The 21,609-nt window shown below is 72.6% G+C and carries 21 protein-coding genes; 9 read left to right on the top strand and 12 right to left on the bottom strand.

Annotated elements, in window-relative coordinates; all coding sequences use genetic code 11:
- The first annotated feature begins 8 nt into the window (after window positions 1-8).
- Together ACZ5AJ_RS01805 and ACZ5AJ_RS01800 are read left to right on the top strand one after the other, a co-directional pair.
- Window positions 9-1,367: an AMP-binding protein gene (locus ACZ5AJ_RS01805; protein WP_464136585.1), complete on the top strand. Its 1,359-nt coding sequence runs from the start codon at window positions 9-11 to the stop codon at window positions 1,365-1,367.
- Between the two features lie 136 nt (window positions 1,368-1,503).
- Entirely contained in the window at window positions 1,504-2,400 is an 897-nt protein-coding gene (locus ACZ5AJ_RS01800) for a 1,4-dihydroxy-2-naphthoate polyprenyltransferase (RefSeq protein ID WP_464136583.1), read from the top strand.
- Here the strand turns inward: ACZ5AJ_RS01800 and ACZ5AJ_RS01795 are convergent.
- The gene (locus ACZ5AJ_RS01795) at window positions 2,364-2,711 is read right to left on the bottom strand and encodes a DUF4229 domain-containing protein (RefSeq protein ID WP_464136582.1); all 348 of its coding nucleotides are present in this window, start codon (window positions 2,709-2,711) and stop codon (window positions 2,364-2,366) included. The genes ACZ5AJ_RS01800 and ACZ5AJ_RS01795 overlap by 37 nt on opposite strands.
- A 71-nt stretch (window positions 2,712-2,782) precedes the next feature.
- Here ACZ5AJ_RS01795 and ACZ5AJ_RS01790 point away from each other — a divergent pair, with 71 nt between their 5' ends.
- Window positions 2,783-3,268: a PLD nuclease N-terminal domain-containing protein gene (locus tag ACZ5AJ_RS01790; protein ID WP_464136580.1), complete on the top strand. Its 486-nt coding sequence runs from the start codon at window positions 2,783-2,785 to the stop codon at window positions 3,266-3,268.
- 202 nt (window positions 3,269-3,470) lie between these two features.
- Here the strand turns inward: ACZ5AJ_RS01790 and ccsB are convergent, their stop codons facing one another.
- Genes ccsB through ACZ5AJ_RS01760 form a run of 6 tightly spaced genes read right to left on the bottom strand, consistent with a single transcriptional unit; the run spans window position 3,471 to window position 9,300 of the window.
- A complete protein-coding gene (ccsB, locus tag ACZ5AJ_RS01785) occupies window positions 3,471-4,556 on the bottom strand; it encodes a c-type cytochrome biogenesis protein CcsB (RefSeq protein WP_464136578.1) in 1,086 nt (361 codons plus the stop codon).
- The gene (gene resB, locus ACZ5AJ_RS01780) at window positions 4,553-6,520 is read right to left on the bottom strand and encodes a cytochrome c biogenesis protein ResB (protein ID WP_464136577.1); all 1,968 of its coding nucleotides are present in this window, start codon (window positions 6,518-6,520) and stop codon (window positions 4,553-4,555) included. Before resB ends, ccsB begins: the two co-directional genes overlap by 4 nt.
- Window positions 6,520-7,362 (bottom strand): cytochrome c biogenesis CcdA family protein, encoded by an 843-nt coding sequence (locus tag ACZ5AJ_RS01775; protein ID WP_464136575.1) that lies wholly within the window; start codon window positions 7,360-7,362, stop codon window positions 6,520-6,522. Before ACZ5AJ_RS01775 ends, resB begins: the two co-directional genes overlap by 1 nt.
- Complete coding sequence (locus ACZ5AJ_RS01770; RefSeq protein WP_464136574.1) at window positions 7,359-8,030, bottom strand: TlpA family protein disulfide reductase; 672 nt, start codon at window positions 8,028-8,030, stop codon at window positions 7,359-7,361. Before ACZ5AJ_RS01770 ends, ACZ5AJ_RS01775 begins: the two co-directional genes overlap by 4 nt.
- Window positions 8,027-8,674, bottom strand: a complete 648-nt coding sequence (locus tag ACZ5AJ_RS01765) for a histidine phosphatase family protein (RefSeq protein WP_464136572.1) — start codon at window positions 8,672-8,674, stop codon at window positions 8,027-8,029. The genes ACZ5AJ_RS01770 and ACZ5AJ_RS01765 overlap by 4 nt, the downstream gene beginning before the upstream one ends.
- A gap of 56 nt (window positions 8,675-8,730) precedes the next feature.
- The gene (locus ACZ5AJ_RS01760) at window positions 8,731-9,300 is read right to left on the bottom strand and encodes a MarR family winged helix-turn-helix transcriptional regulator (RefSeq protein ID WP_464136571.1); all 570 of its coding nucleotides are present in this window, start codon (window positions 9,298-9,300) and stop codon (window positions 8,731-8,733) included.
- A 162-nt stretch (window positions 9,301-9,462) separates the two neighbouring features.
- Here ACZ5AJ_RS01760 and ACZ5AJ_RS01755 point away from each other — a divergent pair, with 162 nt between their 5' ends.
- The gene (locus ACZ5AJ_RS01755; protein WP_464136569.1) at window positions 9,463-9,993 is read left to right on the top strand and encodes a YceI family protein; all 531 of its coding nucleotides are present in this window, start codon (window positions 9,463-9,465) and stop codon (window positions 9,991-9,993) included.
- A 113-nt stretch (window positions 9,994-10,106) separates the two neighbouring features.
- On the top strand, window positions 10,107-10,409 hold the full coding sequence (locus ACZ5AJ_RS01750; protein WP_464136568.1) for a glutaredoxin family protein: 303 nt from the start codon (window positions 10,107-10,109) through the stop codon (window positions 10,407-10,409).
- 149 nt (window positions 10,410-10,558) lie between these two features.
- Here the strand turns inward: ACZ5AJ_RS01750 and ACZ5AJ_RS01745 are convergent, their stop codons facing one another.
- The 4 genes from ACZ5AJ_RS01745 to ACZ5AJ_RS01730 all read right to left on the bottom strand — a co-directional run bounded on the left by ACZ5AJ_RS01745 (window position 10,559) and on the right by ACZ5AJ_RS01730 (window position 15,713).
- Window positions 10,559-10,657 carry a 30S ribosomal protein bS22 gene (locus ACZ5AJ_RS01745; RefSeq protein WP_019174583.1) on the bottom strand — a complete coding sequence of 33 codons (99 nt, stop codon included), beginning with the start codon at window positions 10,655-10,657 and terminating at the stop codon, window positions 10,559-10,561.
- A gap of 118 nt (window positions 10,658-10,775) precedes the next feature.
- The gene (locus ACZ5AJ_RS01740; RefSeq protein ID WP_464136565.1) at window positions 10,776-12,497 is read right to left on the bottom strand and encodes a GTPase; all 1,722 of its coding nucleotides are present in this window, start codon (window positions 12,495-12,497) and stop codon (window positions 10,776-10,778) included.
- Window positions 12,494-14,356, bottom strand: coding sequence for a dynamin family protein (locus ACZ5AJ_RS01735; RefSeq protein WP_464136564.1), 1,863 nt, complete (start codon window positions 14,354-14,356; stop codon window positions 12,494-12,496). Before ACZ5AJ_RS01735 ends, ACZ5AJ_RS01740 begins: the two co-directional genes overlap by 4 nt.
- A gap of 118 nt (window positions 14,357-14,474) precedes the next feature.
- A complete protein-coding gene (locus ACZ5AJ_RS01730; RefSeq protein ID WP_464136560.1) occupies window positions 14,475-15,713 on the bottom strand; it encodes an acetoin utilization protein AcuC in 1,239 nt (412 codons plus the stop codon).
- Between the two features lie 167 nt (window positions 15,714-15,880).
- Between ACZ5AJ_RS01730 and ACZ5AJ_RS01725 the strand changes: the two genes are divergently transcribed.
- The 4 genes from ACZ5AJ_RS01725 to ACZ5AJ_RS01710 all read left to right on the top strand — a co-directional run bounded on the left by ACZ5AJ_RS01725 (window position 15,881) and on the right by ACZ5AJ_RS01710 (window position 20,572).
- The gene (locus ACZ5AJ_RS01725) at window positions 15,881-17,296 is read left to right on the top strand and encodes a TrkH family potassium uptake protein (RefSeq protein ID WP_464136558.1); all 1,416 of its coding nucleotides are present in this window, start codon (window positions 15,881-15,883) and stop codon (window positions 17,294-17,296) included.
- Between the two features lie 120 nt (window positions 17,297-17,416).
- Window positions 17,417-18,097, top strand: coding sequence for a potassium channel family protein (locus tag ACZ5AJ_RS01720; RefSeq protein WP_464136556.1), 681 nt, complete (start codon window positions 17,417-17,419; stop codon window positions 18,095-18,097).
- Window positions 18,098-18,292: 195 nt separating this feature from the next.
- On the top strand, window positions 18,293-18,538 hold the full coding sequence (locus ACZ5AJ_RS01715; protein WP_464136554.1) for a hypothetical protein: 246 nt from the start codon (window positions 18,293-18,295) through the stop codon (window positions 18,536-18,538).
- Window positions 18,539-18,580: 42 nt separating this feature from the next.
- Window positions 18,581-20,572 (top strand): phosphatase PAP2 family protein, encoded by a 1,992-nt coding sequence (locus tag ACZ5AJ_RS01710; protein WP_464136552.1) that lies wholly within the window; start codon window positions 18,581-18,583, stop codon window positions 20,570-20,572.
- A 137-nt stretch (window positions 20,573-20,709) separates the two neighbouring features.
- On the opposite strand, the gene proC is transcribed toward ACZ5AJ_RS01710, so the two are convergent.
- Window positions 20,710-21,600: a pyrroline-5-carboxylate reductase gene (gene proC / locus ACZ5AJ_RS01705; protein WP_464136551.1), complete on the bottom strand. Its 891-nt coding sequence runs from the start codon at window positions 21,598-21,600 to the stop codon at window positions 20,710-20,712.
- Window positions 21,601-21,609 lie beyond the last annotated feature (9 nt).

Below are 21,609 nucleotides of genomic sequence, written 5' to 3'. Positions count from 1 at the left end.
CTGGACGGATGAGCAGGTCCGACGTCGGCTGGCTGCAGCCCGCGCCCTATGACCGCAGCGCCGCATCGCTGGCCGAGCACGTCGAGGCGCTCTCGCGGATGAGCTCCGGCGCGGCGCGCGTGTGGCTGGGACCGTTCGACCCGCCCGCCGAGCTCCCAGCCGGGTTCGAGGACACGGTCCTCGTGGTCCCCACCTCCGGGTCGACCGGCGCTCCGAAGGCCGTCGCGCATGCTCCGGCATCCCTCCGCGCCTCGCAGGACGCGACCGCTGCGCTGTTCGCGGCCGACGGCACGGCGCCTGCGACCGGCGGCCACGGCTTCTGGCTGCCCCTGCTGCCGCCCACCCACATCGCCGGCGTGCAGGTGATCGTCCGCGCCCTGCGGGCCGCCGATGCCCTCGGCCTCGGCAGGACGCCGCTGCCCGATCCTCTGCCGGACCTGACCGGCCACTTCGACTCCGCCGCCTTCGTGACCCTCGCCGAGTCCGCCCTCGAGCAGGCGGAGGAGATGGGTCTGCCCGCCTTCACGTCGCTCGTGCCCACGCAGCTCACCCGCATCGTCACCGGGACCGGCGCCGACGACGTGCGTGCGCGTACGATCCTCCGGCGCTTCGCGGCGATCCTCGTCGGCGGAGCGGCCACCGGGCCGGACGTCCTCGCCGCAGCACGGTCGGCGGGCATCCCCGTGCGCACCACCTACGGCTCCTCCGAGACCGCCGGCGGATGCGTCTACGACCGCCTGCCGCTGCCCGGCGTCGACCTGTCGCTGCGCCCTGTCGGAACAGCCGACGGCTCTGATGCCGAAGGCGCCGGAGATGCCGGATGTGCCGACGGGCCCGGAGATGCCGACGACGCCGATGTCCAGGAGGGGCGCCTGCTGATCTCCTCCCCCACCCTCGCCACCGGCCATCTCGGTCCGGACGGGTCCGCGGTCGACGGCGGCCTCCACGGCCCGCCCGGGCCGGACAGGGTCCTGGTCACGAGCGACCTCGCCCGGCTCGACGACGGCCGCCTGCACATCCTCGGACGGGCCGACGACGTGATCGTCACCGGAGGCCGCAAGGTCCTGCCGCAGGACGTGGAACGGGCGATCGGAAACTCCCCCCTGCTGCGAGACGTCGTCGGCGCCAGCGTCGTCGTCGGCGTCGACGACCCCGAATGGGGCCAGCGCCTCGAAGCGCTGGTGGTCCCGAGCGGCGGCTTCGCCGAGGACGAGCTGCCCGCTCTGGTCCGTGCCGCCCTGCGCACCGCGGGCATGCCCGGCCACGCCGTGCCCAAGCGCGTGCACGTCGTCCAGGAGCTCCCGCTGCTGGGGATCGGAAAGATCGACCGCGCGACGTCCCGCCGGATCGCCGCCGCACGGCCCTGACCCCGGCCGCGGATCACAGTCCCCCGGCTCTCTCCGCGGATGCAGGAGACGTACCCTGGTCAGGGCCTTCCGCACGGTCGGCCGGGTCCGGGCGCATCCCCGGACCGACAGGACGGAAGGACCGGACAGGAGCACGATGGCCAGCCTCTCCCAATGGGTGCAGGGCGCCCGACCCCGCACCTGGCCCGCCGCCGTCGCGCCCGTCGCCGCCGGCACCGGCGCCGCAGTCTGGCAGCTCCGCCTGGACGATGCCCCGCTGGACCTCGGCACGGTGGTCCCCCGCGCGATCCTGGCGCTGCTGGTGGCGCTCAGCCTGCAGATCGGCGTGAACTACGCCAACGACTACTCGGACGGGATCCGCGGCACCGACGACGACCGCGTCGGCCCGTTCCGCCTCACCGGATCCCGCGCCGCCGAGCCGGCAGCCGTCAAGCGCGCCGCGGTGCTCTCGCTCGCAGCGGGCGGCCTGTTCGGACTGGTGCTGATCGCCCTCGCGGGCATCTGGTGGACCCTCGCCGTCGGAGCGGCCGCCATCGCCGCCGCCTGGCTCTACACCGGGGGGAAGCGGCCCTACGGCTACCTGGGACTGGGTGAGCTGTTCGTGTTCGACTTCTTCGGCCTGGTGGCCGTCAACGGCACCGCCTATGCGATCACGCTGCGTCCCAGCTGGGTCGCGCTGATCGCCTCCGTCGCGATCGGCCTGCTGGCGGTCGCGATCATGCTGACCAACAACCTGCGCGACATCCCCTCGGACACCGTCAGCGGCAAGCGGACCCTCGCGGTGCGCCTCGGCGACCGCGGCACGCGCGTGCTGTTCGCCGCCGTCGTCCTCGTCCCGTTCGCCCTCGCGATCGCTCTGATGGCGTTCCAGTGGACCTCGGTGATCGCGCTGCTGGCCCTGGTCCTCGCGGTCGGACCGGTGCGCACGGTGCTCGCCGGCGCCACGGGCCGGGAGCTGATCCCCGTCCTGGGCGCGACCGGGAAGATCGAGCTGGCCTACTCGCTGCTGCTGCTGGTGGGCCTGGTCCTCTGATCGGTCCCCTCCGCGGAGGCCGGTCCCTCGGCGGTCCCGTCCCGGTCCTGCGATGCGAAGAGGGCGTCCTCTGCCTCGGCGTCCTCGTCGCGCTTCGCACCCTTGCGCTCGCGCCGACGGTCGTCGGCCTCCTTCCAGCTCATCGCCGCCGCATCCCGCTGACGGCTCAGGAAGAGGAAGGACAGCATCATCGCGATCAGCACCGCGAGCAGGCCCGCGAGGATGGTCCCGACGCCCGCGAGGGCGAGGATCCACCACAGCACCGCCCAGAGGGCGAGCCGGATCAGGCCGAAGACGATCACATCGCGCATGGCACCAGCCTAGGACCGTCGCATGAGAAGGTCCTGCCCGCAGTAACACACACCATGCCTAGACTTCGACCATGGCCCGCGCCCTCATCGCCATCGTCTCCCTCGGTCTGACCATCTACGCCCTGGCGGATTGCATCCAGACCGAGGACCGCATCGCGCGCGGAATACCTCGGTGGGCGTGGATCATCCTGATCGTCCTGATCCCCTGGGCCGGTCCCCTGACCTGGCTGCTGGTCGGCAAGGATCGCTCCGGCGGGAGCTCCCGCGGAGGCTGGGGCGGCCCGGGAGGCGGCGACGGCGGCCCCGGTGGGCGCGGATGGGGAGACGGTCCGGGCGGCCCCGGCATGGGCCGCAGCGGCCGCGCCCCGCGCCGCAGCGGACCGCTGGCCCCTGATGAGGATCCCGAGTTCCTGCGCAAGCTCGACGAGGACATCCGCCGTGAGAAGCGCGCCCGGGAGCGCGAGGAAAGAGCGCGCCAGAATCAGGATCCCGAGGATCCAGAGGACAGCGAACGCCCGGGTGACGGCCCCGAGCGCAAGGGCGGGGCTGGAGCCTGAGCAGACCGCTCCCCGAGCGACCGGGCGCCCCGGAGGCGACGCGTCCCCGGATCGCGGGACCGAGCAGCCCGACGCACCCCGCCCAGGTCACAGGTTCGGGGAGATCACGGGCCCAGGCAGGTCACGACCAGCGGCGTCACAGCCCCGGGCAGGTCACGACCAGCGGGGTCACAGCTCCGGACGGGTCACAGCCCTGGGCGGGTCACAGGCCGGAGTAGGAGTGCAGGCCGTTGATCACCGTGTTGACGATGGTGTAGTTGAAGACCACGCACAGGAACCCCGCCAGGGCGAGCCACGCGGCGCGGGAGCCGCGGAAACCACCGGTGGCACGGGCGTGCAGGTAGGCGGCGTAGACGACCCAGATGATGAAGGTCCACACCTCCTTGGGATCCCATCCCCAGTAGCGGCCCCAGGCCTCGCGGGCCCAGATGGCGCCGAAGATCAGCGTGAAGGTCCAGCAGACGAAGGCGACGGAGTGGATGCGGAAGCTCAGGCCCTCGAGATCCTTCGAGCGAGGGAGCCGGTCGAGGATGCGCCCCGCGCGGCCCCAGTGCTCGGGATCCTCCTCGCCGTCGGCGACGCGCGCGGCCAGGACCTTCTCATGACGGGCGCTGAGCAGCTGCAGTCCGGCGACGACGGCACCCAGGATCGACAGCGCCGTGGCGAGGATCGCCACGCCGATGTGGATGTAGATCCAGTGGGAGTTCTGCAGGCTGGGCGTGAGCTCGGCGGCCGGGACGATCCACAGGGTCTGCGCGAGCAGCATCAGCAGCAGGATGGGCCCGACCACGAAGGTGCCCAGGGCGCGCAGATCCTTGCGACGGATCGAGAAGACCAGGAAGGCCACCATGACGACGGCGGAGCTGGTGGTCGCGAACTCGTACATGTTCGCCCACGGCACGCGCTGCGTCGCGATCGAGCGCATGAGCACTCCGGCCACATGCAGCACGACCGCCGCCGAGGCCAGGAGGAACCCGAAGCGCTGCGGCGACATCGAGGAGTCCGCCGCGCTCGCGGATCCACCGCCCGCCTCCGCGGATGCGGACACCGTCCCGTCCCCCTCGACGGGGGCCGATCCGACGCTCCCGCCCGTTCCGGCGGAGACGCCCGCCCCGACCAGGGACTCGTCGCGAGAGGCCTCGCGGTCGCGCTCGGCCAGGCGTTCGTCGCTCCGACGCTGGGAGGTCGAGGCGAGGTCCGCCGCGAAGCCGATCAGTGCCAGCACGTACAGCACGATCGCGATCACGATGGCGAGGTTCGAGACCTCGGCCAGCTGCTGATCGATCACCGGGTGCTCCCTTCGGGGGTGTCGTCCCCGTGCTCCGCGCGCGGCTCACCGGGATCTTGGTCGCTGTCCTGCCCTGCACGCCCCGTCTGCGGGGCGCCCTCCGCCGTCGTTCCGGGTCGCGGCGCGGCCTCGTCGGACGCGGGTCGCGAGCCGTCGGACGCGGAGTCGGCCCCGCCATTGTCCTCTTCCGAGCCCGTCTCAGCATCCAGAGAGGTGAGCGAGGTCGCCGACGTCTGCGTCACAGCGCCTGCGACGGGAGCGCCGCCGGCGGAGGCGCCGCCGCGCGTCTCCCCGTCGACCGGATCTCCGTCGACCGGATCTCCGTCGCCCGCGAGACGGCGGGCGAACGCGCGGACGTCGTCCTCTAGCGAGGGATCCTCGCTACGGGCGAGACCGGCGACCTCGAGGACCGCTCCGGTCCCGTCGGCCGACGGTGCGACGCGCACCCACATCCTGCGACGCGGCACGAACAGGGACAGGATCAGCCCGAGCGCGGCGGAGAGCGCGAAGCCCAGCACCCAGCGCTCGAAGGGGTCGTAGGCGACGTCGAAGGCGGCATAGCGCTTGACGCCGTCGAAGCTGAGCACGGAGCCGTCAGGCAGCGCGTACTCCTCACCGGGGGCGAGACGGATCAGCAGCGGACTGTCGGAGTCGTCGTCGGTCAGCGGGCTGAGGGTCGACAGGTCGATGGAGTAGGCGTTCTGCGGGATGCCGTCGTCCAGGCCGAGGTCGCCCTGGTAGACGGTCACCACGATCGCCGGGTCCAGCAGATCGGGATAGGTCGAGTGCGGACCGGTCTCGTCGATCTCCGCGGTGGGCAGGAAGTATCCGACCACGGCCAGCTGCTCGGGCGCCGCATCGGGAGCCTTCAGCACCAGCTGCGAGGTGTAGCCGGTATCGCCCGAGGGGATCGTGATGAGGGGTCCCTCGGCCACGACCGTGCCCTCGGAGTCGGTCAGCGTGATCTCCGGCGCATAGCCGTTGCCGAGCAGGAACACGGAGGTGCCGTCGACGTTCAAAGGCTTGTTGACCTGCAGGGTCTGGGTGAAGGTGTCGCTGTCGGGGGTGGTGACGGTGACGTCGGCCTCGAAGGAGGTCGGGGTGCCGATCCGGTCGGTCTGCGAGGTGTCGTAGGTGGCGCGGAAGTCATCCAGGGTGAGCTGGAGCTCGGCCAGCTCGGAGGCGTCGAAGAGGGCTCCGGAGTCGAAGGAGTCGTACTGCGTCAGGGAGTTCGAGAAGCCGCCGCCCTCGACGATGGTGACCTGGCCGCGATAGCTGGTGAGCTGCCCTCCGGCCACGCACACCAGCACACCGAGCAGCGCGATGTGGAAGACGAGGTTCCCGGTCTCGCGCAGCAGTCCCCGTTCCGCGCTGATCGAGGCGGACGCCTTCTCGGGGATCCGGTCGGTGCGGTAGCGGCGCCGGCGCAGCAGCTTCTGCGCCGCCCCCAGCAGCTCATCGGCGTCGGCGTCCGCGAGCTCGACCCGCGTGTAGCCGACGAAGCGGCGCAGCCGCGATGGCGTGCGCGGCGGCTTGGAGCGCAGCTGCCGGAGGTGCACCAGCACCCGCGGGATGATGCAGCCGATCAGGGAGATGAACAGCAGCAGGTAGATCGCCGAGAACCAGGGCGAGCTGAAGACCTCGAAGAAGCCCAGCGCATCGAGGATCTCGCCGTAGGTCCCGTTCTCCTCGAGGAACTGCTCGGTCAGGGTCGCGTTCACCGAGCGCTGCGGGTACAGCGATCCGGGGACGGCGGCGACCGCGAGCAGCATCAGGAGGATCAGGGCGGTCTGCATGCTGGTCAGCTGGCGCCAGAGGAACAGCAGAGTGCCTCGCAGCCCCAGCGAGGGCGGTACGACGACGCCGTCCTTGTCGGTCTTGCTGCTCCAGGTCTCCGACGAGTCGGCACCCGTGCTCGGGTCATCCGTCGTCGCCGTCTTGGCAGCCTTCGCACTGCGGGCCATCACACCACCGGTTCGTAGGTCGCGATCATCCCCTGCAGCCCCGCCATCCACACCGACCACTGGCCGGTCAGGAGCAGGACGCCGATGGCGATCAGCAGGGCACCGGAGAGCAGCCCGATCGTCCGGCGATGCCGGGCGATGGCCTTGCTCAGCCCGAGGGCCTTGTCGAACAGCAGGGCGAACAGGACGAAGGGGATGCCGAGCCCCAGGGAGTAGGCGAGCGCGAGCACTCCCCCGCGCACGGCGGCACCGCCTCCGGCGCCCCCGTCGAGCGAGAGCGCGACGATCGCGGCATAGGTCGGGCCGATGCAGGGTGTCCAGCTCAGCCCGAAGACGACGCCCATCAGGGGGGCGCCGATGAGGCCCGCATCGGGCCTGCCGCTCCCGATCCGGGCGGTGCCGGACAGGGCGGGGATCGCCCCCATGAAGACGAGCCCCATGAGGATCACGACCACGCCGGCGATGCGGTCGATCCACACGGCATGCGCCTGCAGCAGATAGCCCAGCGTCCCGGCGAAGCCGCCCAGGATCATGAAGACGACGGCGAAGCCGGCCACGAACAGCAGACTGCCGGCGAGCATCCGCCCGGTCCCGGCACGTCCCCCCGGAGCGCCGGCACCCTTCACGGCCATCCGACCGGTCTGGGCGCCGACCCTCGGGGCGGCCGTGGCGCTCTGACCGGCGAGCCCGGAGACGTACCCCAGGTAGCCGGGGACGACGGGCAGCACGCACGGGGACAGGAAGGCGACGAGCCCGGCCGCCGCCGACACCGCGATCGCCAGCAGCAGCGAACCGGACAGCGCCGTGGCCTGGAAGGCCTCCCCGATGTCGGCGACGATCATTCGGCGAGGACCTTGTCGATCATGGCGCGCAGCGTCGAAGGATCCGCGGCGCCGGAGATGCGAGCGGCCACACGGCCCTCGCGGTCGATGACGAGGGTCGACGGCACGGCGTTCGGCGAGACCTGCCCGCGCAGGGCGTACATGATCGTCGCGTCGAGGTCCGGCAGGGACGGGTAGGTCAGCCCGTACTTCTCCTCGAAGGCGAGAGCGGGACCCGCCTCGTCGCGCACGTTGACGCCGACGAAGCGGACTCCCTGGTCGGCATAGTCCTCGTGGATCTCCTGCAGGTCGGGGGCCTCCTGGCGGCAGGGCGGGCACGAGGCGTACCAGACGTTGAGGACGAGCACGTCGCCGAGCGCGTCGGCGGAGGCGAACGCATCACCGTCGTAGGTGGTGCCGGAGAAGTCGATGGGGTCGGCGCGATCCGCGGCATCGATCTCCACGGTGACGCCGTCACCGGAGACGTAGCCGGCGTCGTCGTCGGACCCGGTGGCGTAGCGATCGGAGGTGTCGGTGCCGCAGGCTGCCAGCAGCACAGCGGCACCGATCGACCCGGCGCCGGTCAGGAGCGCACGGCGGCTGGGGATCGCGGAGAGCGCGACCGCCGATCGGGCGTCCGCCGGACGGGAGGCCGCAGCGGTGCGGCGGAGCGAGCGGGACGGTCTCATACGAGCTTCCCTCCGGTGGCGTCGACGGCACCGGCATAGAGCGCGGCCGCGGGCTCGGCATAGTCGACGCCCGCGAGGTGGGGCCCGATGAAGCGGAAGCTGGTGACGGAGCACAGCCCGCACTGGCGGCGTCGCGGATCATGGACCAGGGGCCGCCCCTCGGCACTGCGTCGGGTGAGCCAGATGGGCAGCTGGTGGAGGACCAGCACGGCCTCGCGCCCCTCGGCCTCGGCGCGCACCTCGTGCATGACGGCGGTGACGCGTGCGACCTGGTCGCGGTAGGGCTCACCCCAGGAGGGCCGGAACGGGTTCACGAAGTACCGCCAGTTGCGGGGGTCGGTGAGCTTGGCCTCGCCGTGGCCCATGCGCTGACCCTCGAAATGGTTGTCCGACTCGATCAGCCGCTCATCCTCGGAGATCTCGAGCCCGTGGGGTGCGGCGATCGGGGCGGCGGTCTGCCGGGCGCGCAGCAGCGGGGACGAGCGCACCAGGGCGACGTCGGCGTCCGCCAGATGGGTGCCGACGAGCTGCGCCATCTGCTCGCCGCGCTCCGAGAGGCGGTACCCGGGCATGCGTCCGTACAGGATGCGCTCGGGGTTGTGCACCTCGCCGTGGCGGACGAGGTGGACGGTGGTGGTCGTCATGGGTGCTGTTTCCTCCGTGGGACTGAGCCGCCTCACGGTACCAACGGAACATCCGCTCACGCTGGGTCCGCGGCGCCGTCGTGAGTCGCAGGACACCCCAGCTCGACGGGGGCATCCGTCGGCAGGGTCTTGGCGAGGATCCGTCCGAGCTCGAGGAAGTCGTCATGGCCGACGGCATCCAGCAGCCTCTCCCGCACGGAGCGCACGTGCGTGGGGGCGGCGGCGACCAGCAGCGCATGGCCGGCATCGGTCAGCTGGGCCTGGCGCCCCCGACCGTCGGAGGAGCAGCGCACGCGCTCGACGATCCCGCGCTTCTCCATGCGGGCGATCGTGTGGGTGAGCCGGGAGCGGGAGTGGACGACCTGGTCGGCGAGGTCGGACATGCGGATCGAGCCGCCGTCGGCCTCCGACAGCCGGACCATGATCTCGTACTCCCCGAGCGTCAGGTCGATCTCGGGATCGGACTCGAGCGCCTCGGAGAGCCCCTCGTTCAGCAGGGTCGTCGCATAGAGGAAGAGCCTCCATGCCTTCTGCTCCGTGCGGGTGAGCCAGAGCTCCTCGGGCGTCGAGGCGCGGGACTCCTCCTCGCGCTCCGCGCCGCCCGTCGCCGTCACATCGCTTGCCATTATGACCTCCATCACGTTTGCTGACTCCGGGACGAAGCAGCCTCTTGCATCATCCCGGATTTTAGTTTATCTTTCAAGCACAAGCGGTCCGAGGCCGCGCGGCATCCGTCGCACGGCATCCCTCGGGCCGTCACCCGACCACCACGCAGAAGGAGCCTCCCCATGAGCGACCTCACCCCCGGAACCTGGACCCTCGACGCCTCCCACACCTCCGCCGCGTTCACCGTGCGCCACGCCGGCATCTCCAAGGTCCGCGGCCACTTCGGCGAGGTCGAGGGGACGCTGACCGTCGGCGACGGGGGCGAGGACCTGTCCTTCGCGGCCACCCTCAAGGTGGACTCGGTCTCGACCGGCAACCCCGACCGCGACGGCCACCTCAAGAGCGCCGACTTCTTCGACGCCGAGAACTTCCCGGAGATCACCTTCGTCTCGACCTCCGTCCAGGGCGACGACCTGCACGGCGACCTGACCATCCACGGCGTGACCAAGCCGGTCGTGCTCGACCTCAGCTACGAGGGCGCCGCCACCGATCCCTTCGGCACCTACCGCGCGGGCTTCACCGCGGACCTCAAGATCTCCCGCAAGGACTTCGGTCTGACCTGGAACGCCGCCCTCGAGGCCGGCGGCGTCCTGGTCTCCGACGAGGTCAAGATCGCCATCGAGGCCGAGTTCACGGCGCCGACCGCCGCCTGATCCCGCTCCTCCACGACGATCCTGCGGCAGCGGCTCCCTGCGAGCCGGTGCCGCGCCCCACGGGCCGTCCGCCATCCGGCGGGCGGCCCGTCCTCATGGTTAGGCTTCCCGTCATGCCCGCTGCACGCATCCCCTCTCCGACCGACCCGGACGCCCGGGTCCTCTTCCTCACCCGTGAGGGCTGCCACCTGTGCGAGGAGGCCCTTCCCGTGGTGCGGGCCGAGGCCGACCGCGCCGGCAGCACCGTCGAGGTGCGCGACATCGACGAGGACGAGACCCTGCGCGCCGACTGGGACTACGACGTACCGGTGATCATCGTCGACGGCTCCGTCCATGCGAAGTACCGTGTCGACGCGGAGACGCTGCGCGCCGCTCTCTCGCGCCGGCCCCTGTGGCGCCGCATCCTGCGCCGCTGAACGCTGAACGCTGACCACCGGCCACGCCGGCCGCCGCAGCATTCCGCAGTGCACAGAGAACGACCCCCGCGGATCTGGTCCGAGGGGGTCGGGAGCCTGCCCTGACGGGCGCCGCCCGTGGGCGGTGTCGCGGCGTCGCGGGCGTCAGCTCACTTCTTGTTGCGACGCTGGTGGCGCGTCTTGCGAAGGAGCTTGCGGTGCTTCTTCTTCGACATGCGCTTGCGACGCTTCTTGACGACAGAACCCATGGGTGCCTCAGTTCTGCAGGCCAGGGGCCTGCGGGTGGTCCGGCGGATTGCGATGCGCGGCCCGCGGATGCTCCACAGCGGTAGTGCGCGGGTCCGGCGCCACGGTCGACCAGCGATTCTACACGGGGGAACCGGGTCCCACCCCTCCGGCGTGTGCGAGATCGCTCGCAGCCGCGGAGGCGTCCTCCAGGCGCGCGGAGACCTCCGCGACCACGAGCTCCTCCGCCGTCTGCCGCACCCTCTCGCGCAGCGCCTTCCGCGCGCGTCGGCGATGCCAGGCGCCGCTCATCGCCGCGACCGCCGTGCCGGCGGTGCCGAGCAGGACGCCGACGGCGATGCCGAGCACGATGAGCGCCGTCGGCAGCGGCACGGGGATCCCCAGGCCCTCGAGCATCGGCCGCGGCAGAGCGGGGAGGCCGAGGAAGGCGAGGACCGCGTCGAGTGCGAGCCAGCCGAGGCCCACGACCCAGGTGAGCACCGCGAGCCACTGCAGCACGTCGAGCAGGAACCACCACCCGGCCGACTCCCCCGCTCGCAGATCGGCGCCCGCGACGGCCTGGTCGAGGGCGTCGGGCAGCTCCTCCTCGCGGCGGCGGGCGGCGCGCCGCAGGGCCGCGCGCCAGGGGTCGGTGCCCCCGGTGGAGGCGGCGTCCGCGAAGCGGCGCACGCCCTCGGAGGCGCGGGCGCGGGAGGCGGCGTCGGGCTCGGGCAGCGAGGTGCGCGAAGGGCCCTCCCCCTCGGGGCGTGCGACGATGCCCAGGCGCCGCAGCGGATCGGCCCGGAGGCGCCGCAGCCACCTCACGGGCGGCCAGCCGACCTTCCCCTGGGCGCGGTAGCGGTAAGAGGCGCCGACGGCGGAGGCCACGGGCTCCGTGCGCGCGGCGACCGCGAGGTCCTCGACGAGCGCGTCGACCGCGGCGGGGTCGGTCCCGGTCGCCAGCCCGGCAGGATCGGCGACCGCGAGCAGGCGGGAGGCGCCGGAGACGACATCGGCCCTCTGGCGGGCGGCGGAGGCCCCTCGCCCGCGGGCGAGGTCGACGATACGGTCCCGCAGCGCATCCAGGCCCTCGCCGGTTGTCGCGGAGACGCCGAGCACGGGCGCGGCCGTCAGACCGTCCTCGCGGACGATCCCTCCGAGCGAGGCGAGCACGCCCTCGCGCTCGTCCGCGCGCAGCAGATCGATCTGGTTCAGGACCACGACGGTGACGGCGTCATGGCCGGCGAAGGGCCGCACGAAGTCGCGATGCAGCACGGCGTCGGCGTACTTCTGCGGGTCGGTGACCCACACGATGACGTCGACCATCCCGGTCATGCGCTCGACGACCGCGCGGTTGTCCGCCTGCACCGAGTCGAAGTCCGGCAGATCCAGGAGCACGATCCCGGGCGGCTCCGCGCCGGTCCCGCCCGCGCTGCCGTCGGCGAGCGCCGACGCCTCCAGGGCGACGCCGGTGCCGTCGAGCAGATGACGGTCCTCGACGCCGAGCCAGTCCAGCAGCGCTTCGCTCCCCCGCTCCCCGAGGACCGCGGCGACGGGCGCGCCCGTCGTCGGACGACGCACCGCCGCTCGCGAGATCTCGGTTCCGACCAGGGAGTTCACGAGTGTCGACTTGCCTGATCCGGTGGCTCCGAAGATCCCGACGATCGTGTGCTCCGCCGACAGCGCCCGCCGCCGGTCGATCCGCCCGAGCAGCTCCCTCACAACGGTGACGTCGGCGGCGGGGGCGATGCCGTCGAGGACGTCGACGGCGCGATCGAGTGCTGCGATGCGCTCGGCGAGGGGCAGGCCGGTGCTGCGACGGGAGTCCCGACCCCGTCGGCGCGCTCCTGTGCGCGGGCTCATGCCTCGCTCCGCCCGTCGGCGCTCAGTCCGTCGGTGCTCAGCCCATCGGCGCCCAGTCCGTCGGCCGCGGTCTCCTCGGAGCCTCCGCGGATCCGCGCCGCGAGGCCGTCGAGGGCGGTCGCGTCGGCGTCGAGCGCGGAGGCGTCGCCGGCGACGGCGAGCTCGTCCAGCCGGGCGTCGAAGACGGCGGCACGGGTGCCGACCAGAGCGTCCAGGCGGACGGTGAGCCTCTCGCGGGCGATCCGCGCCATGCGCCGCACCGCCTCGTCGCCGAAGATCGTCTCCAGGAGCTTCTGGCCGACGACCGCGGTCGCGGCCCCGGCGCCGACCTCGAGCCCTGTGGGGATGAAGGCGGTGGAGGCGAACACGACGATCATCAGAGCCACACCCACCGCGTTGACCCCGAGGGAGAGGATCCTGGCCCTCTGGCGCCGGTCGGCGCCCTCGGAGCGGACCATCTCCAGCACATCCCCCTGCCAGGCGCGCACCGCCGCCGAGGCCTCCTCGCCGAAGCCGTCGGGTATCCGCGAGAGGTCCCGGCCCTCGACGAGCATGCGGCCTGAGGGCGAGGCCCGCCAGGCGCTCTCGGCGCGCTCGGCCCCGCGCGCCGACTCGTCGATCAGCACGTGCACGAGCCCCGTGCCCAGCGCTTCCTCGGCCGCGATCGCCGGTGCGGTCCGCCCGGTCAGGGCCATGCCGATCCGGTCGCGCAGACGGGAGACCATCGACTCGACCCCGCGCAGGAGATCCCCCGTGCCGACGACGTCCTGCCAGCGGGAGAGCACCTCGCCGCGCAGCAGGGAGCCGTCGCCGACAGCCTCATCGATCCGCTCTCGGGACTCCGCGAACGCCTCCGCCGCCTCGCCCCGCAGACGCTCGACCTCCTGCTCCTGGGCGCGCGCCCCCTCGGCGATCCCCCGAGCGGAGACCGCGAGCGATCCGACGGCGCCGGCGAGGGTGCGCCGGGCGATGCGGCCGCGGCCCGCCGTGTCCGCGGCGATGGAGTCCAGTCGTCCGCGCAGCTCGGCGATCACCTCCGCGGGCAGCAGCCGGTCCTCGCCGAGCTCGATCTCGGGCACGAGCATCAGGCGCGTCGCCTCGATCCCCTCCTTCTCGAGCATGGCGCGCAGGTCCTCGCCGAGCTCCTCGGCCGCACCGGGAGCGCTCGGGATCCGGTTCATGACGACGTCGACGGTCACGTCGCGCTCGGCGGCGGTGCGCAGGACCTCCCACGGGACCGCGTCGGCGTACCGGTTGGCGGTGGTGACGAACAGCCAGAGGTCCGCGGCCCGCAGCAGCTGTCGGGCGAGCTCGCGGTTGCCGATCGCAACCGAGTCGATGTCGGGGGCGTCCAGCAGGGCGATCCCGCGCGGGACCGCCTCCAGGGAGCGCAGCTCGAGGCTGCTCGAGGGCTCCAGGTCACCCTCCTCGGCCGACGACGGGACGGCCGACGACGGGACATCCGGCGACGGGGCGGCCGGCGAACCGGCGTCGGCCCCTGCCCTGACGCGCGCGAGGCCGGGTAGGATGCGCCGCCCGGTGAACCACGCCTCATCGGCCGGATGGTGGAGCAGGACGGGCCGACGGGTCGTGGGTCGGATCGCACCGGAGCGGCTGACCTCCTGCCCGACCAGGGAGTTCACGAGTGTCGACTTGCCGGCGCCGGTGGAGCCGCCGACGACGACCAGCAGCGGCGCGTCCAGCGACTCCAGGCGAGGGACGACATGGTCCGCCAGCTGCGACAGCGCCTGGGCGACCTCGGCGCGCGCCTGCTCGGCCCCCTCCGCGGGGAGCGGCAGCGCGAGCTCGCGCAGATGCTCGGCGAAGTCGTCGAGCACGGCGGTGTCGGTGCTGTCCATGGAAACCCCCCGCATCGTCCGACGGACCGCGGGCGGGAGCGCCCGCGGGAACGGCTGGCGGTCATTGTCGCAGGTGCGGGGATCTCTCCATCGCGATACAGGTCAGTCGAGGAACAGGTCAGTCGAGGAACGGGTCCAGGCCCCATTCGGGGAAGGCGGTGCGCCGGGCGGCCTGGACCGCGCGGTCGAGAGCGGCCTCGGGGTCGAAGCCCTGGGCCCAGTCGCGCACGGCGAGGGGACGGCCGTCGCCCCAGGTGCGCAGGCCCGGCTCCGGGGACAGGCCGTGCTCGGCGCGCGCCCTCGCGTCGGCCTCCAGGTAGGCCGCGGGCAGCGGCGTCGCCGGATCGACCGCCTCGCCGGTGACCACGGCGATCAGCTGCGCCCAGGAGCGCGGGACCACGTCGATGACCGCGTAGCCGCCTCCGCCGAGGGCGAGCCAGCGCCCCTCGCAGACCTCGTCGGCGACCTCGGAGAGCATCGCCATCACCGCGCGATGGGCCTCGAGCGTCACCGAGAAGTCGGCCAGCGGGTCCACCCGGTGGGTGTCGGCGCCGTGCTGGGTGACCAGGAGCGTCGGCCGGATCGCCCGGGCGAGCGCCGGGACGACGGCCCCGATGGCGCGAACCCAGCCGGCGGCGTCGGTGCGCGGCGGCAGGGGGACGTTGATCGCGCTGCCCGGGGCTCCGGGGCCGCCGGAGTCCTGCACGAAGCCGGTCCCGGGGAACAGGCGCTCCCCGGTCTCGTGGACCGACAGGGTGATCGCGCGCGGCTCGTCCCACAGGGCGCGCTCGACGCCGTCGCCGTGGTGGACGTCGACGTCGACGTACAGCACCCGCTCGGCTCCGGTGTCCAGGGCCCGGCGGATCGCGATCGCGGCATCGTTGTAGACGCAGAACCCGGAGGCGGCACCGGGCTTGGCATGGTGCATGCCTCCGGCGACGTTCACGGCCCGATGGGCGCGCCCGGAGAGGATCTCGTCGACCGCGGCGAGGGAGCCGCCGACGATGCGCGCGGCCGCGGTGTGCATCCCGTCGAAGGCGGGGACGTCGTCGCCGCCGATGCCCAGGGCGATCAGCTCATCGGGAGAGGAGAGGTCCTCCGGGCGCGAGGCGCGCCGGACCGCCGCGAGGAGCTCCGGCTCGTGGACCGTGAGCAGCTGCTCGTCGGTCGCGACCGGTGCCCCGATCAGGCGCACCCCCGGGCGGTCGAGCAGCCCGGCGCTGCGGGCGAGCTCGTGGGTGAGCGTCAGGCGCACCGGGGACATGGGGTGGTAGGGCCCGAAGTCGTAGGCCGCGAAGGCCTCGTCCCAGACCACGACGCAGCCGGACCCGGCCGTGTCCTTCGCCTCGTCACGCATGGATCGAAGAGTACCCATCTCCGACACGGCGCCGCGTCCGCGACTGCGACGTAGACTTCCCGGCGCACAGCGGGTGCGCCCCTCTCCGGGCGCACGGCGTCCTCCCGGTCTCCCCGGCGGATGCCGCCGACGGGGTCCGGACGGAGCGGCAGGAAGGGGGCGGCGGGATGTTCCACGACGGCAGCGGGCTCATGCCCCGACGGCTCCCGCCCTCCCTGCCGCCGCGTCGGCCCGCCGGCTGGCGCCGCGTGGTCCACCATCTGCGGCGCCCCACCCCGGTGCGGCTCGCCCTGGCCGCCTTCACGGGACTGATCGTGCTGTTCACGATCCTGCTGGCGCTGCCTGCGGCCTCGTCCGACGGAGGACGCACGCCCTTCGTCGACGCCCTGTTCACGGCAGTCTCCGCGATCTGCGTGACCGGTCTGACGACGGTGGACACCGGCGCTCACTGGTCGACCTTCGGGCTGACGGTCATCATGGTCGCCATCAAGCTCGGCGGCATGGGCATGCTGACGCTCGCCTCGCTGCTGAGCCTGTCGGTGATGCGCCGCCTGGGGCTGGCCCAGCGCATCAGCACCGCCTCCGAGACCCGCACGGAGCGCCTGGCCGAGGTCGGCGGGGTGCTGCGCACGATCGTGATCACGTCGACATCGCTCGAGGTCCTCACGTTCATCACCCTGACGCCGTACATGATCTTTACCGAGCACAGCACCGGCCGCTCGCTGTTCCTGGGCATGTTCTACGCGATCAGCGCCTTCAACAACGCCGGCTTCGTCCCGGAGGCCGCGGGCATCGAGCAGTACGCCGGGGACCCGCTGTTCATGGTCCCGATCGCGATCGCGGTGGCGATCGGCTCGCTCGGCTTCCCGGTCATCCTCGTGCTCGTCAAGAAGTGGCGCACTCCGCGCCGCTGGAGCGTGCACGTGAAGCTGACGCTCGCGACCTCGGCGCTGCTGCTGGCGGCCGGTTGGGTCGGCTTCCTCGTGATGGAGTGGTCGAACCCGCAGACCCTCGGCCAGGAGAGCGTCCCGGGGAAGCTCCTGGCAGCGGCCTTCACCGCGGTGATGCCCCGCTCCGGCGGGTTCGCGATGCTCGACGTCGGGGAGCTGACCGGCGAGGGGCGCCTGTTCACCGACGTGCTCATGTTCATCGGCGGCGGCTCCGGCTCCACCGCCGGCGGCATCCGGGTGACGACCTTCGCGCTCCTGGTGCTGTCGATCTGGGCCGAGGTCCGCGGCGATCCGGACGTCGAGGTCTTCGGCCGGCGCATCCCCCAGGACACCATCCGCCAGGCCATCGGCGTGCTGATGCTGGGGGCGACCATCGTGCTGGTGGGCACCTTCGCGCTGCTGCGGATGACGCCCTTCTCCCTCGACCAGTCGCTGTTCGAGGTGATCTCCGCCTTCGGCACCGTGGGCCTGTCCACGGGCATCACGGGCGCCCTGCCGACGGATGCGAAGGTCGTGCTGATCCTGTGCATGTACGTCGGCCGTCTGGGACCGATGACGGTGGGCGCGGCGCTCGCGCTCCAGCACCGCACCAGCATGGTGCGCCTGCCCCGCGAACGACCCATCGTCGGCTGACGCCGGCGCACTCCCCCGCCCGACTCCCGACCCGGTCGACCCCTTCGACCCCTTCGACCCCTTCGACCCCTTCGACCCCTTCGACCCTCAGAATCTCCCCACCCTCATCCAGGAGGAGCCATGGCCCGCAGCAACGGCGGCAGGCAGCACGGCGACGGCGTGCTCGTGATCGGTCTCGGCCGCTTCGGCGCGGCCCTCGCCCTGACGCTCGAGGAGCTGGGCACGCGGGTGCTGGCGATCGACGCCCGTGCCGATCTCGTCCAGGAGTACGCCCCGAAGCTCACCCACGTCGTCCAGGCCGACGCCACCCAGGCCGAGGTGCTCGACGAGGTCGGTGCCCGCGACTTCTCGGTGGCCGTCGTCGGCGTCGGCTCCTCCGTGGAGGCGAGCGTCCTGGTCGCCGCGAACCTCGTGGACCTCGGCGGCCCGGTGATCTGGGCGAAAGCGATCTCCGCCGCGCACGGCAAGATCCTGCGGCGCATCGGCGCCCACCACGTCGTCTTCCCCGAGGCCGATGCCGGCAACCGCGTCGCGCACCTGGTCAACGGGCGGCTGATGGACTTCATCGAGTTCGACGACGACTTCGCGATCGTGAAGATGCGCCCGCCCAAGGAGATCCACGGGCTCACCCTCGCGCAGTCGGACGTGCGCAAGCTGTTCGGCGTCACCGTCGTGGGCGTCAAGTCGCCCGGGCGCGAATTCACCTATGCCGCACCCGAGACGGTCGTGCAGCCGCACGACGTGGTGATCGTCGCCGGGGAGACCGGGGCGATCGAACGGTTCTCCACCCGCCCCAAGTGAGGGTCCACGCGGTCGCCGGACCGGGCCGGGCGCATCGGGCCACCCTGATCGTGACCTGCGCGCCCCACCTGTGACCTGACGGTCATGCGGGGGAGGGCTGCGATCCTCCTCCCGTCCACCCTCCGTCACCCTGGCGTTTCCTGCGGGTTCCTACCCTCGGCGGGCCCCTTCCCCCCCCCGCCCTCCGAGGTGATCATGTCCTGTCCTCCCCGCCCGCTCGCCCTCCTCGCCGGCACGGCCGTGCTCTCGACGCTCGCGCTGCCGACCGCTGCGCTCGCCGCCCCCGAGGGCTCCGCCGTGCTCGACGAGTCGGCGATCGCTCCCCATGCCGCCGTGTACGGCTACTACGTCGACGAGTGGGACACCAACACCTCCGAGCAGCTGGATCCGGCGTCCAATGCCGCCGTCGGCGTGCTCGACGGGATGCTGGAGATCTGGTAGCCCGGGGAGACCTGGGACTCGGGCGTCTCCCTGCAGCCCGAGGTGACGGACTCCAACATCGCCCAGTCGATCGAGATCTCGAGCGCCGCGACCGACGCCGAGCAGGAGCGCGCCTACGTCATCGACCGCCAGCACCAGAACTACACGGCCACGGAGGGTCTCGGCCTCTACACCGAGGCCTACCGGGAGTCGGTGAACGCGGGCACCACGATCTCCGACCGGGTCCCGGCCGACGCGTCCACCGTGAAGCACTCGGACGAGTCCAACGAGAACGGCGCCTGGGCTGACGCCGACGGCGAGCTCGGGGCGACCGTCCAGCTGGTCGACGATATCCGCAACCACGCCGCGACCTCGAACAACGCGAAGTTCTCCTACCAGTACCCGCGTCCGTACCGCTGGTCGGACGAGGTCGACATGCCCTCCTACGCCGACCCTCTGCGCAAGCCCGTCGAGGAGGCCGCGGAGGACGGCGGCTTCCCCTCCGGCCACACGAGCGCCGGATACATGGCCGTCTACGGCCTCGCGCACTCCTTCCCGCAGCAGTACGACGAACTGCTGCTGACGGCGCAGGAGATCGGCACGAGCCGCATCCAGCTGGGCATGCACTCGCCGCTGGACGTGATGGGCGGGCGCATGCTCTCGACCGCGATCACCGCCGGCGCCCTCTACGACGAGGACCTCGAGGCGGTCAAGGACGAGGCGTACGAGGAGGGCCAGGCGTGGCTCGCCGAGCAGGTGTCCGAGGGCGCGGGCTCCGACGTCCAGGATGCCGAGCAGCTGGTCGACCCGGACTATGACGCGGAGCTGGCCTCCTACACCGCCTCCCTCACCTACGGCTTCGAGCAGACCGGCGACACCGGCGAGGCGATGCGCGTGCCCAAGGGCGCCGAGGTGCTGCTGGAGACCCGATTCCCGTACCTCGACGACGAGCAGCTGCGCTGGGTGCTGCACTCGACGGGCCTCGAGTCCGGATATCCGCTGCTGGACGATGAGGAGGGCTGGGGCCGCCTGAACCTGTACGCCGCGCAGGGCGGCTACGCCTCCTTCGACACCGACGTGGTCGTCCGGATGTCCTCGGCCGACGGCGGATACTCGGCGGCCGACGCCTGGCAGAACGACATCGACGGCGCAGGCTCTCTGACGCTGCGCGGCGACGGCGAGCTGATCCTGGCCGGGGAGAACTCGTTCACCGGCGGCACCGTCGTCGAGGGCGGCACGCTGCGTGCGGCGACCTCCTCGGCTCTGGGTGCGGGAGATGTCGCGGTCGACGGCGGCGCCCTCGCCGTCGACGGGGAGCTGGACATCGACGGCGACCTCGGCCTCGCCGCGGACGGTGCTCTCGACCTGGCCGTCGGATCCGCTGACGGCCAGGGCGCGATCCTGCGGGTCGGTGGCGCGGCCTCCCTCGACGGCACGGTGCGGGTGAGCCTGCCCGAGGGCGCGGATCTCGCCCAGGACATCGTGCTGGTCTCGGCGGCCAGCATGTCGGCCGACGCCGCGGCCCTGCAGCTCGAGGTCGACGGACTCGCCGAGGGCGTGGACGCCGAGCTCGAAGTGCGCGATGGCCAGCTGGTCCTGACCGCCGCCGGGGCCGAGACCCCGGCGGACGGCGACGGGACCGACTCGGGGACGGGTGAGCAGACGGGTGAGGAGCCCGCCGAGCAGCCGACCGACGGCGAGCAGACCGATGGGGAGCAGGCCGGCGGTGCGCCGCAGGACGACTCCGCGGACGGCGGCTCCTCGGACGGCGGCCCCTCCTCCGAGGGCGCCCCGACGGCGTCCGACCCCTCGGCGTCGGACTCGTCGGACGCCGGCTCGTCGGACGCCGGCTCGTCGGACGCCGGCTCGTCGGGCCCGGACTCCGCCGCCCGCGAGGAGGATCAGCCCTCCGGCACGACGCAGGCGGGGACCGCTGCCGGATCGCAGGGCGTGCTCGCTCGCACCGGCTTCCCGGCCCTCGCGCTCGCCTCGGCCGGCGGCCTCCTGATCGCCGCAGGCGTCGGCACGACGATCCTGGTGCGTCGACGCGGCTGACCGCCCTTCCGCAGTGCAGCTCCACAGCTCCACAGCTCCACAGCACAGCGCCCGCGCTCCGCGATGTCTGCGGAGGGCGGGCGCCGCTGTGTGCGCCCGGTGGGTGCGTCCGGGCGGGATGCAGGGCGAGCCCCGGGTCAGTCCCCGGTCATCTCCCGGGAGCGACGGGCGCAGGCGGCCATCGCGGCGGCGACGCCCGGCCGCACCCCCTGCCGGTCGAACTCGGCGAGCCCCTCCGCGGTGGTGCCTCCGGGGCTGGAGACGGCGTTGCGGGCGACGGCCGGATGGGTGCCGTCCTCGAGCAGCATGGTGGCGGCGCCGCGCATCGTCTGCTGCACGAGCGAGGAGGCGAGGTCCCTCGTCAGCCCCTGCCGGACGCCCTCGTCGACCATCGCCTCGACCAGGGCGAAGACGATCGCGGAGAGGGATCCGGCGGCGGCGATGAACGCATGGATCTGGTCCTCGGTGATCGGGACGACGACGCCGGCGCGCGCGAACAGCGCATGCACGAGCTCGGTCTGATCGTCGTCCGCGGCGCTGCCCCGCATGATGCCGACGGCGCCCTCGCCGATCGAGATCGGGGTGTTGGGCATCGCCCGCAGGATCGGCCGCGCCTCCCCCAGCACCTCCTGCATCGTGGACAGGGAGATCCCGGCCGCGAGGGAGACCACGACCGCGTCCTCGCGCAGCAGGTCGCGGATCTCGCGGAGCTGGGCGACGAGCTGGTAGGGCTTGACGCCGAGGACGACGACGTCGGCGCTCTCGAGTGCCGGGCGGCGTCCGGGGGCGGTGACCCCGAGCTCGGCGGCGGCGCGCTCGCTGCTGGCGTCGGTGGAGTTGACGACCGCGAGCCGCTGCGGATCGGCTCCGGCGGCGAGGAAGGCGCGGACGACGGGCCCGCCCATGTTCCCCGCCCCGATCACCGCGATGTTCAGCGCGGACAGATCCCGCGCCGGGGATTCAGGCGCAGTGGAGTCCTGTGCGGTGGGGGTCGCGGATGCGGTGGTCTGTGCGTCGTTCGAGCTCATGGACCGATC

This window comes from Brachybacterium zhongshanense (assembly GCF_055385755.1).
Note: the sequence above shows the minus strand (reverse complement) of the source record. Positions and strands in the feature narration are given on the sequence as shown.